This is a genomic window from Arthrobacter sp. FW306-2-2C-D06B, from assembly GCF_021789175.1.
Taxonomy (GTDB): Bacteria; Actinomycetota; Actinomycetes; order Actinomycetales; family Micrococcaceae; genus Arthrobacter.
Map to the genome: position 1 here is coordinate 912,312 of NZ_CP084560.1, position 14,240 is coordinate 926,551.

At 64.6% G+C, this 14,240-nt stretch carries 12 protein-coding genes and 2 riboswitches; of the genes, 10 read left to right on the plus strand and 2 right to left on the minus strand.

Annotated elements, in window-relative coordinates:
* Window positions 1-247 precede the first annotated feature (247 nt).
* The 10 genes from LFT47_RS04485 (at window position 248) to LFT47_RS04530 (ending at window position 12,681) form a co-directional block, all read left to right on the plus strand.
* The gene (locus LFT47_RS04485; RefSeq protein ID WP_236815683.1) at window positions 248-943 is read left to right on the plus strand and encodes a metal-dependent transcriptional regulator; all 696 of its coding nucleotides are present in this window, start codon (window positions 248-250) and stop codon (window positions 941-943) included.
* A 126-nt stretch (window positions 944-1,069) separates the two neighbouring features.
* Window positions 1,070-1,277, plus strand: a riboswitch (cyclic di-AMP (ydaO/yuaA leader).
* 2 nt (window positions 1,278-1,279) lie between these two features.
* Window positions 1,280-2,098, plus strand: a complete 819-nt coding sequence (locus tag LFT47_RS04490; RefSeq protein WP_236815685.1) for a M23 family metallopeptidase — start codon at window positions 1,280-1,282, stop codon at window positions 2,096-2,098.
* Window positions 2,099-2,243: 145 nt separating this feature from the next.
* Window positions 2,244-2,411, plus strand: a riboswitch (cyclic di-AMP (ydaO/yuaA leader).
* Between the two features lie 5 nt (window positions 2,412-2,416).
* The gene (locus LFT47_RS04495) at window positions 2,417-3,181 is read left to right on the plus strand and encodes an NlpC/P60 family protein (protein ID WP_236815686.1); all 765 of its coding nucleotides are present in this window, start codon (window positions 2,417-2,419) and stop codon (window positions 3,179-3,181) included.
* 249 nt (window positions 3,182-3,430) lie between these two features.
* Window positions 3,431-3,931, plus strand: coding sequence for an HNH endonuclease (locus LFT47_RS04500; protein ID WP_028266173.1), 501 nt, complete (start codon window positions 3,431-3,433; stop codon window positions 3,929-3,931).
* Between the two features lie 37 nt (window positions 3,932-3,968).
* On the plus strand, window positions 3,969-4,577 hold the full coding sequence (gene mobA, locus LFT47_RS04505; protein ID WP_236815688.1) for a molybdenum cofactor guanylyltransferase: 609 nt from the start codon (window positions 3,969-3,971) through the stop codon (window positions 4,575-4,577).
* A 31-nt stretch (window positions 4,578-4,608) separates the two neighbouring features.
* Window positions 4,609-4,896 carry a DUF6457 domain-containing protein gene (locus LFT47_RS04510; RefSeq protein WP_236815689.1) on the plus strand — a complete coding sequence of 96 codons (288 nt, stop codon included), beginning with the start codon at window positions 4,609-4,611 and terminating at the stop codon, window positions 4,894-4,896.
* Window positions 4,893-6,218 carry a molybdopterin molybdotransferase MoeA gene (locus LFT47_RS04515; RefSeq protein WP_236815690.1) on the plus strand — a complete coding sequence of 442 codons (1,326 nt, stop codon included), beginning with the start codon at window positions 4,893-4,895 and terminating at the stop codon, window positions 6,216-6,218. The genes LFT47_RS04510 and LFT47_RS04515 overlap by 4 nt, the downstream gene beginning before the upstream one ends.
* A 61-nt stretch (window positions 6,219-6,279) precedes the next feature.
* A complete protein-coding gene (locus LFT47_RS04520) occupies window positions 6,280-8,616 on the plus strand; it encodes an FdhF/YdeP family oxidoreductase (protein WP_236815696.1) in 2,337 nt (778 codons plus the stop codon).
* The gene (gene fdhD, locus LFT47_RS04525; protein ID WP_236815698.1) at window positions 8,616-9,506 is read left to right on the plus strand and encodes a formate dehydrogenase accessory sulfurtransferase FdhD; all 891 of its coding nucleotides are present in this window, start codon (window positions 8,616-8,618) and stop codon (window positions 9,504-9,506) included. Before LFT47_RS04520 ends, fdhD begins: the two co-directional genes overlap by 1 nt.
* Window positions 9,507-9,654: 148 nt before the next feature.
* Window positions 9,655-12,681, plus strand: coding sequence for an alpha-mannosidase (locus tag LFT47_RS04530; protein WP_236815700.1), 3,027 nt, complete (start codon window positions 9,655-9,657; stop codon window positions 12,679-12,681).
* Between the two features lie 75 nt (window positions 12,682-12,756).
* On the opposite strand, the gene LFT47_RS04535 is transcribed toward LFT47_RS04530, so the two are convergent.
* Entirely contained in the window at window positions 12,757-13,584 is an 828-nt protein-coding gene (locus tag LFT47_RS04535; protein ID WP_272909610.1) for an amino acid ABC transporter ATP-binding protein, read from the minus strand.
* Window positions 13,571-14,236, minus strand: a complete 666-nt coding sequence (locus LFT47_RS04540; protein ID WP_236815702.1) for an amino acid ABC transporter permease — start codon at window positions 14,234-14,236, stop codon at window positions 13,571-13,573. The genes LFT47_RS04535 and LFT47_RS04540 overlap by 14 nt, the downstream gene beginning before the upstream one ends.
* Between the last annotated feature and the right edge of the window lie 4 nt (window positions 14,237-14,240).

Here is a 14,240-nt window from a genome sequence, read left to right on the forward strand (position 1 = left end):
GGATGCTCCAATGGTGAAGTAGCGGCCTAGATGGGTCGTGGCAGGTGGCAAGCTGCCCCTTCGACTCCCCAATTCTGCCTGACGCCGCAGGCGGGGGCAGAACCGAAGCTGTCATAGTCCGCCACGTGGAAAGCACTTGTTCGGCTGGCGCTGGAGAAGCGCCGGAATTATCCGGAGTAATTCCAAATAAGCTAAGCTTGGAGCTGGCGAAAATACGCAAGATACTGCGCTCGAGGAGCTGAGCTGGATGACGGATCTGATCGATACCACTGAGATGTATCTTCGGACCATTTTGGAGCTTGAAGAAGAGAACATCGTGGCTCTTCGCGCACGCATCGCCGAGCGCTTGCGGCACTCCGGCCCCACCGTTTCCCAGACGATCGGACGCATGGAGCGCGACGGTCTGGTGATTGTGTCCAACGACAGGCACCTTGAGCTGACTGAAACGGGCCGGAAACGCGCCACCGAGGTCATGCGCAAGCACCGGCTCGCCGAACGGCTCCTGGCAGATGTGATTGGACTGGACTGGGCCTACGTCCACGATGAAGCATGCCGCTGGGAGCATGTCATGAGTGAGCGCGTGGAACGGCGGCTCTATGAACTGCTGGACCACCCCACGGAATCGCCTTACGGCAACCCCATTCCCGGACTCGAAGCGCTGGGGGGAGTCGCGTCCCACGCCTTTACGGATGGCGTGGTCAATCTTCTTGACGCGATGAACGAATACTCACCTGAAAACAGGGTCACCGTCAGTCGACTGGCTGAACCGATCCAGGTGGAGCCCGAACTTCTGGTGCAGCTGGACGAGGGCGGAATCCGCCCCGGCGCCAGGGTCTCCCTGGAGCGCGTGGGGGAGTACATCTCCGTTCGGGTGCCCGATATCGACGGCGCGCTGGAGCTGCCGCCTGAGGTTGCGTCGCACGTGTTTGTCACGATCTCCTAGCCGGCCAGGCGAGGCAGCCGGCAAAGATAACGAAATTATTACTGCGGGGGCTTAATCCCCTATAGTTAAATATTGGCGCCGATACCAAAGCGTTACCTGATCCGAAGCCGAGTTCTGCCAGCGGATCAGGTGGATTAGTCCATTCACTGGCAGAAGCGGAGGAACCACCATCGGCTGTCGAAAGACGGCCTTGGGGTGAAGTCCGCAGCTGAAGTGCGAACAGCGCAAGGCCCCACCGGGGAGCTTGCGCTTCGCGCCCTTCGCGCGGACCGGGTCCACGATCTCTCTGGCCCGAATCCGACAGCTAACTTCGCAGGCTTGCCAGAGAGGAAAACCTTGACCACGCAGAACACCAGGGGCCGCAGGCGCGCGTCCGGTCCTACTGCTGAGCTGCGGAGCATAAGCGCCGTCGAGCACGAGCGGCCCCGCGATCCCCATCGCGAACTACGCCGCCGCAAGGGTCCTTTGCGGCAGATGGCCGAGTTTGCCGCCGCGAGCGGAGCAGGGCAGAAGGCCGGAGTGGCCCTTGCCGCTACTGGCCTCATCCTGACGGTCGCCATGCCGGGCGCCGGCGCCATGACGGCCACGCCCGAGTCGAACCAGACCGCCTTGGCAGTGGGCACCCAGCCTGAGATTCCCGCCGCGGCAAGCGCCACGATCGACTTCAGCCGTGCTGCGGTTTCCACCACGGCAGATCCGGACGGCAAGCTCAAGCAGCTCCTGAGTGCGCAGTCCGTCGGCACTATCAAGACGTCTTCCTCCAAGGGCACCCTGGGGGCGCCTCTGGACACCCTGGCAACGGCCTCGCCTTTCGGCTACCGCGTGAATCCCATCACGGGCGGTTTGGGGGAGTTCCACCGAGGCCAGGACTTCGTGGCCCAGTGCGGCACCCAGGTCCATGCTGCCGCGGCCGGCAAGGTCACTTTCGCCGGCTGGCATCCGTACGGCGGCGGAAACCGCGTTGTGGTGGACCACGGCAACGGCCTGGAAACCACGTACAACCATTTGTCGTCCTTCAACGTCCAGGTGGGCCAGACGGTCAGCCGGGGCGATGTCATCGCACTGAGCGGCACCACCGGCGCCTCCACGGGCTGCCACCTCCATTTTGAAGTCATGGTCAACGGCGACGTCGTTGACCCCTTGGGCTGGCTGTAGCCAATCCGATGGAAGCCTCTCGCATGCTTGTCACGCTCCGTGACCTGAATGTGACATTCAGCCAAAACTCATGTACCGTCTAAGACGCATCAACTTTTAGAGAGTTGATGCACTCGAGTGGATTGCCTAGCTCTGCCACTGCTCGAGGTTCCGTTCGCAAAACATCGTCTGGCAGAGGCGGGGGACCCAACTTTTGGTCATCTTCACCGATGGCCTTGGGGTTAAGTCGCACAACTTCCGAGAGGGAGAAGTGTGGCCGGATGACTCCCATCCGAATCCGACAGCTTACCTCGCGGGCATAGGGAGAGGCCTCTTAACGTGTCTTCACGCTCTACTGTTGCGCGCCACCGTGCCGCGGTCACCAAGACCAACTCGCTTGCCGTTATCGCTAAGACTGTCGGCAGCAACGCCGGCGGCGTAGGCCGTCAGGCAGCGGTTATCGCAGCTGCTTCCGGTCTGGTGCTTACTAGCGGTATCGCAGCAAACGCTGCAGAAATCAACGTCCCCCGCGAGTCCACTTCGACCTCCGCACTGGAAGTCCAGTCGATCGCCCAAGCCAGCATTTCGGCCGACTCCTCCGTGGCCATCAAGTACGAGCGCCCGGCGGTCTCCACCGAAGCTGCTCCGGTTGTCGCAGCTCCGGTTGCCACGCAGGAAGCTGCTCCGGCCACGAAGGCTGCGACGGGTACCGCTACCGGCTCCTCGACGCTCTCCGTCACCGCAGCTGTTTCACCCGCCACGAAAGTTGCCAGCGGCAAGGGCGCAGCAATTGCTGCCGCAGCTTACGCACAGCTTGGCGTTGCCCAGGACTGCACCGCCCTGGCTTCGAACTCCCTGGCCGCCGTGGGGATCAACTTCCACGGCTGGCCGGCAGACTACCTCTCCCTTGGCCGCACGGTCAGCGCTGCTGAAGCGCAGCCGGGCGACCTGGTCTACTACCAGAACGGTGGCATGGGCATGGCCCACATCGCCGTTTATGTCGGCAACGGCATGGCAGTCCACGGCGGCTGGAACGGCGGCACCACCGCCCTTTACAGCGTGAACGTTGGCTCCGGCCCGGTCTTCATCCGCGTTGGTGGCTAAATAGCTCCGGCTACATAGCTTCACTGGAACATCCCTGCTGGTCCGCCAGCGGGGATGTTCTGTTTTAACCAGCATGCGCTTATGTGTCCGGCACATGAACTTTGACCGACACCGCGCTGGAACTCCTGCAAGGATTCGCTGATCTGGCCTCCGGGTGTTTACTCTTAGGTTGTCGATCCACAGCCCGTACATGCAGAGGGCAGCCGGCCCTCGCGCCCCTGACGGGTGCGGCCGTGAAGAGGTACGTGCATGCGCACACTCGTTCTTAATGCTGGATATGAACCGCTGGCGGTAGTAACCTTCCGCCGGGCGCTGGTCCTTGTGCTCACCGGAAAAGCGAGCGTAGTGGCCGAAGGCGACGAGCCTGTCGTCGGGCCACAGGAGATTCTCGGACGTCCCTCCGTGATTCTGCTCAATCGCTACATCCGGCCGAGGTACAACACCATCACGGCGGTTACACGCCGCGGCGTCTTGCGCCGCGACGGTCACCGTTGCGCCTACTGCGGGAAAGCAGCGCACACCATTGACCACGTCCACCCCAAATCCAGGGGCGGCGCGGATTCCTGGGAAAACCTGGTGGCAGCGTGCTTGCGCTGCAACAACGCCAAGAGTGACCACACCCCAGCCGAGATGGGCTGGAAACTGAGGTTCACTCCGGCGGCGCCCACCGGGACTATCTGGCAGATCAAGGAGCTTGAGAAACCTGCGCCCGCATGGGATCCCTTTCTCCTGCCCGAATCGGCGGCCTGAACCGGAATTGAGCGCGCTTCCCGGGTAATCTGGGCGGGTGCACTTTGATGCGGTGATATTGGCGGGCGGCAAGTCCTCCCGCCTCGGCGGCGTGCCCAAAGCCCAGTTGAGGTACGACGGCGCCACCCTCCTTCAGCGTGCCGTCGCGGCCGCGCGCGGGGCCGGGAGGGTCGTCGTCGTCGGGCCGGATACCGGCACTTTGCCGGACGGCACATTGACCGCGCGGGAGGACCCGCCCTACTCCGGACCGGCCGCCGCGATCGCCGCCGGACTCCTCCGCCTAGGGCAACGCAGTCCGTCGACGGAGCACGCGCCTTGGGTCCTCGTCCTTGCCTGCGATATGCCCCTGGCCGCCGCCGCCGTTCCGGTCCTGCTCCAGGAACTTGCCGGCCACGGAGACACGGAAGGGGCCATGTCCATTTCCGCCGATGGACGGAAGCAGCCGCTGCTCGGGATCTACAGGGTATCCGCTCTACAACGGGAAGTTCAGGCTGCGGCAGCACAAGGTGGCCTGGCCAACGCCGCGGTTTTCCGCCTGCTTGCTAGGCTTGATCTGCTGGCCGTGCCTGTCCCCGCGGGGTCCACCGATGACGTGGATACCTGGGAGGATGCCGCGGCGCTTGGAGTGGACGGCGACCTGCCGTGACAACAGCTGTACCGGACAGTGGAGGCGGATCGTGAAGAGCCAGGAAGAAACGCTCGAGGAATGGTGCAGGAGCCTGCTGCAAGCATATGAGCTGGAAGACGTCGAGATCGACATCAACGAGATCCTGTCCCTGGCAGGCGTTGCAGCCCACTCCGTGGTCCGGCCGGCGGCTCCCTTGACCACCTTCATTGCGGGCTTCGCGGCCGGACTTGCCGCGGGTTCGGGACAAGCGACTCAAGCTGCGTCGATGGATTCCGCCATGGGCCTTGCACGCACGCTCGCGAAGGACTACACGAACCCCGGAACCGACGCCGGATGACGGAAACCCCGGAGCATGTCCCACATGCCGACCACTTGTGGGCCGAGGCACGGCAACTTGCCTTCGACAGTGCCACGCCCATTCCCGCCGCGCCCGTTTCACTGAAGGACGCCATCGGCAGGACCTTGGCCTCGGATGTCCACGCCCTGCAGGACCTGCCGCACTACGCGTCCTCCGCGATGGATGGCTGGGCGGTCAACGGCAGCGGCCCATGGATCCTCGCCGAAGCCGGCCACCGCCTGGCCCCGCACCAAGCGAGCCCGATTGCAACCGGCGGCCTGATCCCGCCGGGGGCCAAGGCCGTGCTACGGAGCGAGAGCGGGGTCCTGACCACGGACGAGGATGGCTTGCCGCTGCTCGCGCTCGGCGGGAACGCCAGGCCGGGCGAACCGCGCAATGGCCAACATATCCGCAACGCCGGTGAAGAAGCTGCGGCGGGCGAGCTGCTCATCAAATCGGGCGTTGTCTTGAACCCGGCCCATCTCGCCCTGGCTGCCTTGGCCGGGCGTGATGAACTCGACGTGCTGGGCAAGCCCCTCGTGAAAATGCTCCTGACCGGCTCTGAAGTGGTGACCGCGGGTGTCCCGGTCCCCGGCCGGGTGAGGGATACCTTCGGTCCCCAGCTTGGCGCCGTCGTCGAGCTCCTTGGCGGGATCCGCGGCGAGCAAATCAAGGTGGGCGACTCCTATGAAGAGTGGCTCGGGGGCCTTGAAGAAGGCGAGCTGTCGCCGGACGCGCCACCCGCCGACGTCGTCATCACCACCGGTGGGACCGGCCGTTCGGGGACGGACCACTTCCGGCGGGCTATTGCGGATCTTGGCGGCCGTTTGCTGATCGATGGAATTGCGATGCGTCCGGGACATCCCGGCGTTTTGGCCGAACTCCCGGACGGTCGCTTTGTGCTGGGTCTCCCCGGCAATCCGCTCGCGGCCATGATGGTCCTCTTCACGATCGGTGCACCGCTTCTCGCGGGGCTGGGGCACAGGGCGCTGCCGGAGGTCGGCGAGGTTCCTTGCGGTGCCATGCTCGACGCCGATCCCGGGCGCACGCGCTTGCTTCCCTTCAGGTTGGTGTACGGCTTGGCCTCGCCGGCCCAGCATGCAGGGCCCGGGATGATGCGCGGCCTCGCTAGTGCGGACGGAGTCATGGTGGTGCCGCCGCACGGCGTGCAACTGGGCGAGGCAGTGCCCGCTTTTCCCTTGCCGTGGGGGCCGCCGCTTCCCCTGCCGAAGTCCTCGGAGGACAAGTCCAGGAAGACTCCTGCCAAGCCGGCCCGCAAGGTTTCGTCCGGGCCGGTCGACTGGAGCGCGCTGACGGGCTGAGAGTTCCGATGCCGAATGGACGCGGGTGGATTAGAGAGTCAGGCCTTGCAATGATGGGGGCATGAACAGGCATGCACCCGAGCAGGACATCAACGAAGATGACCTCCAGATCCACCCACCCAAGCGCTCCGCCGCGGGCGTCAAGGCAGTCACCGTGGCATTGGAACGCGGTTGGGCCCAAGCGGGCGTCAGCCGGACCGTCAAGTCAATGCTCCGCGTCAACCAACGGGACGGTTTCGACTGTCCCGGCTGCGCCTGGCCGGAGTCCATCACCGGCAAACGCAGTCCAGCCGAGTTCTGTGAAAACGGGGCCAAGGCAATCGCCGAGGAGAGCACAACGCGCGTGGTCGGCGCGGAGTTCTGGGCCCGGCACTCCTTGGCCGAACTCGAGGACAAGACCGAATACTGGCTCGGCAGCCAAGGCCGCATTGCCGAACCGGTCGTCATCCGCCCGGGCGACACACACTATTCGCCGATCAGCTGGACGGATGCTTTCGCCTTGATCGGCGAGCACGTGAATGCCACCACGCCGGACCGGTGCGTTTTCTACACCTCGGGGCGCACGGCCAACGAGACCGCGTTCATGTACCAGCTGTTCGCCCGCAGCCTGGGCACCAACAACCTGCCCGACTGCTCGAACATGTGCCACGAGTCCTCGGGGAGCGCCCTCAACCCGACCATCGGGATCGGCAAGGGCACAGTCTCGCTGGAAGACATCCACGAAGCGCAACTGGTGCTCGTCGTGGGCCAGAACCCGGGCACGAACCATCCGCGTATGCTCTCCGCCTTGCGCGATTGCAAGAATAACGGCGGCAAGGTTGTCGCCGTCAATCCTCTGCCGGAAGCCGGGCTCTTGAACTTCAAGGATCCGCAGTCGCTCAACGGTGTGGTGGGTGGTGGCACGGACATCGCCGATGAATTCCTGCAGATCAAGGTGGGCGGCGACCTTGCCTTGTTCCAGGCGCTGGGCCACCTCCTGCTGGAAGAGGAGAAGCGGCAGCCGGGAACGGTGGTTGATCGCGCCTTCATCGACGCGCAGACCGACGGCTTCGAGGCCTACGCCGAGGCCCGGGCAGCGCTGGATTGGGTCGAGACGGAACGTGCCACGGGCTTGAGCCGCATTGAAATCACCAAGGTGGCCGGCATGCTGGCCGCCTCGAAGGGCACCATCATTTGCTGGGCGCTGGGCCTGACGCAGCAGCCCCACTCCGTGGATACCCTGCGGGAAATCATCAACCTGCTGCTCTTGCAGGGAAACTTCGGCAAGCGCGGCGCCGGCGCCTGTCCCGTCCGCGGCCACTCCAACGTGCAGGGCGACCGCACCATGGGGATCTGGGAGAAGCCTTCCGAGGCCTTCCTGGCAGCCTTGGACAAAGAGTTTGGATTCACCACGCCCCGGGCGCACGGGTACGACTCCGTGGAAACCCAACACGCCTTGGAGAAGGGCGAGGTGGATGTGTTCGTTTCCATGGGCGGCAACTTCGCCGCGGCGGGCTCGGACACCGTCGCGCTGGAGGAAGGGCTCAAGAGGGCCGGGCTGACGGTGCACATCTCCACCAAGCCCAACCGTGCGCACGTGGTGCACGGCAAGACCTCCCTGATCCTGCCTACCCTGGGCAGAACGGATACGGACGACAAACACCCGGGCGGACGGCAGATCCTCTCCGTGGAAGACTCCATGTCCGTCATCCACACCACCCAAGGCCGCTTGACCCCGGTCTCGGAGCATTTGCTCAGCGAACCTGTCATCGTCGCACGCATGGCACAGGCGGTCCTCGGGGACAACCACCCTGTGGATTGGCGTGCCATGGCCGAGGACTATGACGTCATCCGGGACCACATCTCCAGGGTGATCCCCGGTTTCGAGGACTTCAACGCAAGGGTGAGGACCAAGAACGGCTTCGTCCTGCCCAATCCACCACGCGACACCCGCACGTTCGCCACGGACATCGGCAAGGCGCGATTCACCGTGAGCCCGCTGGAATACCTTGAAGCCCCGGCCGGCCACCTGATCCTCCAGACGGTCCGCAGCCACGACCAGTACAACACCACGTTCTACGGCTTGGACGACCGCTACCGGGGCATTTCCGAAGGCCGCCGGGTCATCCTGGTCCACGAGGACGATCTCAGCGAGCTCGGCTTCGAGGACAGGGACATGGTGGACGTCATCTCCACTTTCGGCGGAACGGAACGCCGGGCGGACAGGTTCCGGCTGGTTGCCTACCCCACTGCCAAGGGTTGCGCGGCCGCGTACTTCCCGGAGGCCAACGCCCTGGTCCACCGGGAACTCGTTGCCCGCGAATCCAACACGCCCGGCTACAAGGCCATGACGGTACGGTTCGTCAAGCACGGTGAACCTGCCGAACACAAGGAAGCTGCCGGGACGGTGGGTATCTGATGGGACGGGTGACCCAGCGCCGCAAGGTGCACAAATTCGTCCTGGATGGCTCCGCCCAGGCGCTGGAGCACCCGGTCCGCTACCGCGAGGACTTCCTGGCGGTCGAGGAGCCGCTCGAGGTGCGCCTCGGGCACATGTCCTTCTCGGTGACCATGCGGACTCCCGGCGACGATTTCGACCTCGTGGCGGGCTTCCTGGTCTCCGAAGGTGTCATCTGGGACCCGGCCCAGCTCATTTCGCTGCGCTTCTGCGCCGGCGAGGACGAGAACGGCGTTCAGACCTTCAACGTCGTGGAGGCGCAGTTGCGTCCCGACGTTGTCCTTCCCGAGACGGGCCGCAACGTCTACACCTCCAGCTCGTGCGGGATCTGCGGCACCGACTCCATCGAGGCAGTGCGCAAATCCTCCCACTTCAACCCGGCGGATGACGCCCTGAGCGTCCCGGTCGAGGTTCTGGCTTCCTTGCCCGACCGTCTCCGCGAAGCACAAGCGGTCTTCGACAAGACCGGGGGAGTGCATGCCGCCGGACTCTTCCGGATCCACGACGACGGCGCAGGCGGCGCTGCCGAGCTATTGTGCCTGCGGGAAGACGTGGGCAGGCACAACGCCGTGGACAAAGTGGTGGGCTGGGCGTTGCGCGAAGGAATGTTGCCCCTGCGCGGCACCGTCCTGCAGGTCTCCGGGAGGGCATCCTTCGAGCTCGTCCAGAAGGCGGCGCTCGCAGGAATCCCGGTCCTGGCCGCCGTCAGCGCACCGTCCAGCCTTGCCGTGGAGCTCGCGCAGGAGACCGGTTTGACCCTGGTGGGCTTCAGCCGGGGGACCAGCCTCAACGTCTACGCGGGCAGTGACCGGGTGGGTGTTCCGGTGGGGACAAGGGACTTGCAGGGATAGCCGCCAATCACTTTGCTATTGTTCAGGAACAACGTAGATTTTATCCATCGAATGGAATCCGTTTCCTCCGGACAATGACCTTGCTTAGTAGGCTGCTCATCTCGGTAAGGAAGCATCTCTACCAGCCCACCGCCAAAGGGGACTTCAATTGCACGACGACCGCCGGATCACCGAGAAGCGGCTCGAACGTTTTGTCCGGGAGCGGATAGCCCCCGCCATCTATGGCCGCGCACTGCCTCTCGAACTGAGCAGCTGGGATGCCCCTGGAGAGCCGGTTCCGGTCTCGGAAGCACTCCGCCAGGTTTTTGAACCCCAGGAACACGGTGCTGCGTGGGGCAGGGCCTGGAGCACCAAGTGGCTGCGGCTTCGGGGTGAGGTTCCGGAGGGCTGGGGAGTTGCCGATGGCACGACGGTGGAGATCGTCGTCGATCTGGGGTTCAGCAACGACGCCCCCGGATTCCAGTGCGAAGGCATCGCCTGGCGGCACGACGGCACCATCATCAAGGCCATCTCCCCGCGCAACCAGCACGTCCCGCTGAAGCTTCTGGGTGGCGGGCTCTCGGTGGACTTCTACGTGGAAGCCGCCGCCAATCCGGATCTCAGCCAGGGGTGGAGCTTCGCGGCAACCCCATTGGGCGACAAATCCACCTCCGGAGACGAGCTTCGCTACCGGTTCGGACGCATAGCCATAGCCGAACTCAACGAGGTGGTGTGGGAGCTCCACCAGGACATCTGGACCCTCAGCGGGCTGATGCACGAGCTACCTTTCGAACTGCCTCGGCGCCATGAGATCCTCCGCGCCTTTGAGCGCATGCTTGACGTCATGGACCCGGACGATGTCGCGGGCACCGCAGCCGCCGGCAGGGAAGCCCTCGCCGAGGTCTTGAGCCGGCCCGCTTACGCCTCGGCCCACGAACTTCTGGCCACCGGCCACGCGCACATCGACTCGGCCTGGCTCTGGCCGGTCCGTGAAACCATCCGCAAATGCGCCCGCACGTTCTCCAATGTCGTGGCCCTCATGGATGAGAACCCCGATTTTGTCTTCTCCTGCTCCTCGGCGCAGCAATTGGCGTGGATGAAGGAGTTCTATCCTGAGCTCTTCATCCGGATCCGGGAGAAAGTAAAGGCCGGGCAATTCGTGCCGGTCGGCGGCATGTGGGTGGAATCGGACACCAACATGCCCGGCGGCGAGGCCATGGCCCGCCAATTCGTGGAGGGCAAGAGCTTCTTCTTGCAGGAGTTCGGCGTCGACTGCCAGGAAGCCTGGCTCCCTGACTCCTTCGGATATTCCGGGGCCCTCCCGCAGATCGTCAAGTCCGCTGGTTCCCGGTGGTTCCTGACCCAGAAGATCTCCTGGAACCAGGTCAACAAGATGCCGCACCACACCTTCAATTGGGAGGGCATCGACGGCACGCGGCTTTTCACCCACTTCCCGCCTGTGGACACCTACAACTCCGAGCTCCACGGCCGCGAACTCGCCCATGCCCAGCGCAACTACCGGGAGCACGGCCGGGGCACCATTTCGCTGGTCCCCTTCGGTTACGGCGACGGCGGTGGCGGACCAACGCGCGAAATGGTTGCCGCAGCCCACCGGACGGCGGACCTGGAAGGCTCGCCGAAGGTGCGCATGGGAACCGCCGAAGAGTTCTTCAAGCAGGCAGAGGCCGAGTACCACAACCTCCCGGTCTGGGTGGGGGAGATGTACCTCGAGCTACACAGGGGCACCTACACGAGCCAGGCAAACACCAAACAGGGGAACCGCCGCTCGGAGCACCTGTTGCGCGAGGCCGAGCTTTGGTGCTCGACGGCGGCAGTACGGACTCCCGGTTCGTTCACTTATCCTGCGGCGGACCTCAAGCGCTTGTGGCGGCTTGTGCTGTTGCAGCAGTTCCACGACATCCTGCCGGGCAGCGCCATCGCGTGGGTCCACCAGGATGCGGAGCGGAACTATGCCGCGATCGCCCGGGACCTGGAAGGCATCATCGCGGATGCCGCTTCGGCCATCCTGGGCCAGGGGGACACCCTCTTCCTGCTCAATGCGGCCCCGCATGAGCGCAGCGGGGTTCCCGCGCTCGCCGCTGCGGAAGCGGTTCACCAGGATAATCCGGTCAATGTCACAGAACGCGCCGGCGGCTATGTTCTGGACAACGGCGTCATCCGCGCGGTACTGGACGCCAACGGCCTGCTGACCTCCCTCTCGGATTACGCGACCGGCCGCGAAGCCATTGCGCCCGGGATGTTCGGCAACCACCTTGAACTCCACCGGGACACGCCCAACGAATGGGATGCCTGGGACATCGATGAGTTCTACCGCCGGAACGTCGTCTCCGTAGTCGAGGCGCGATCGGTGACGCTGGAAAGCGCGGGGTGGGACGCCGTCGTCGTCGTGGAGCGGACCGTCGGCTCCTCCACTATCACGCAGCGCATTTCCCTCGAAGCGGGCGCGGAATCCCTCGGCATTTCCACCACGGTGGACTGGCAGGAACACGAGAAACTCCTGAAGATCGGGTTCCCGCTGGATGTCCGTGCCGACCGATCCGCCTCCGAGACCCAGTTCGGGCACGTATTCCGGGCGACGCACACCAACACGTCCTGGGAAGCCGCCAAGTTCGAATTCTGCGCCCACCGCTGGATCCACGTGGCAGAGCCGGGTTACGGCGTCGCCATCTCCAACGCGTCAAGCTACGGGCACGACGTCACCCGGACCATCCGCGACGACGGCGGAACCACCACCAACGTCCGTGTGTCACTGCTGCGGGCGCCCAAGTTCCCGGACCCCCAGGCCGACCTCGGTGTGCACGTCCTGGATCTGAGCATCCGGCCCGGCGCCAGCATCGGCGGGGCCGTGGAGGAGGGCTACCGGACCAACCTCAAACCGAGGCTCCTGGCGGGTGCGAATCCTGTGGAGCCGCTCTTCACGGTGTTCAACCAAGCGCTGGTCATCGAAGCCGTCAAGCTTGCCGAGGACGGCTCCGGAGATGTCATCGTGAGGCTTTACGAATCGCTGGGTGAACGTTCCACGGGCCTCATCACGGCGAATTTCGATTCCCGGATGGTGCAATCCGTGGACCTGCTGGAGCGCCCCGTCGAGGCTCCCGGAGTGACGCCCGGAGCCGGTGCCGTCGAATTGACCCTGCGCCCGTTCCAGTTGGTGACCTTGCGTTTCAGCCGCTGAGTGCCTGCCCAACTGACTCGCAGTTGTTGTCGTTTAGGAGGCCCAAAACGACAACAACTGCGAGTCAGTTGGGCCTCAAACGTCGTGCTGGAGGCGTTTGACGAATTGCTTGGTCCGTTCCTCGCGGGGCTCCCGCAAGACCTCCGCGGCGGGTCCTCGCTCGACCACCACGCCACCGTCCATGAAGATGACTTCGTCGGCAACCTGGCGGGCGAAGGCGAGCTCGTGCGTCACAATCACCATGGTCCACCCTTCGTCGGCAAGTTCCTTGATGACGCCCAGCACTTCACCCACGAGTTCCGGGTCCAGGGCAGAGGTGGGCTCGTCGAAGAGCAGCAGTTGGGGTTTGAGGGCCAAGGCACGCACGATTCCCACGCGTTGTTGCTGGCCGCCTGACAGCTCGAAGGGGTACGCGTCGCGTTTGTCTGCGAGGCCCACCCGGGCGAGGAGCCGCTCGGCCTCCGCCACGACTTCAGCCCTGGGCCGTTTCTGGACTTGGAGTGGTCCTTCGATGATGTTCTTGAGCACCGTCATGTGCGGGAACAGGTTGTAGTGCTGGAACACCATGGCACTGCGGTCCCGGAGGGCGGCGATCTCCCGCTTGCCCACTGTGCCCGCGAAATCGAGGGTCAGTCCCGCGCCGGACCCCCGGACCGTACCGGCGTCGGCGTCCCCGAAGGTGACCGTGCCGGCGTCGGGCACCTCGAGACCGTTGAGCGAGCGCAGGACCGTCGTCTTTCCAGAACCGGAAGGCCCGATCAAGGCGACCACTTGTCCGCGGCGGACATCGATGTCGATGCCGCTCAGCACCTCGTTGCTGCCGAAGGCTTTGGCAAGGTCCCGTGCGGACAGCACCAGCGAGGAGTTTCCTTGGAGGGCGTTGCTGGGCTCAGTGGGCGACATAACGGTCCAATCTACGCTCCAGGGCGGACTGGCCCGTGGAGAGGACGAGGCAAATGACCCAGTAGACCAGTGCGGATTCGAGGTACAGGATCATGAATTCCTGGCTGAACGCGGCGATCTGCTGGGCGTTGCGGAAAAGCTCGGTGACCAGGATGAGCGAAGCCAGCGAGGTGTCCTTCACAAGGGAAATGAAGGTGTTGGACAGCGGGGGCACCGAGACCCTGGCCGCTTGCGGGAGGATGATCCGCACGAGCGTTTGCGGCCGCGACATTCCGATGGTGTGCCCGGCCTCCCATTGGCCCTTGGGCACCGACAGGATTGCGGCGCGGATGACCTCGGCAGCGTAGCCGCCCACATTGAGGGAAAACGCGATGATGGCGCTCGGCCACGGCTCCAGCTTCACGCCAAGGCTCGGGAGGCCATAGAAGATCACGAACAACTGCACCAGGAGGGGCGTCCCGCGGATCACGGACACATAGAAGCGCGCGACGGCCGAGAGCAGCCTGTTGGGGCTCAGGCGCAAGAGGGCGACGAGCAGCGCCAACGCCAGGCCAATCGCGAACGAGGCCAGGGTCAAGGGGATGGTTCCTGTGACGGCGCCGCCGATGATTGGCCCGAAGGAACTCCAGACGAGGTCCCAGTTGAAGGTCATCTGT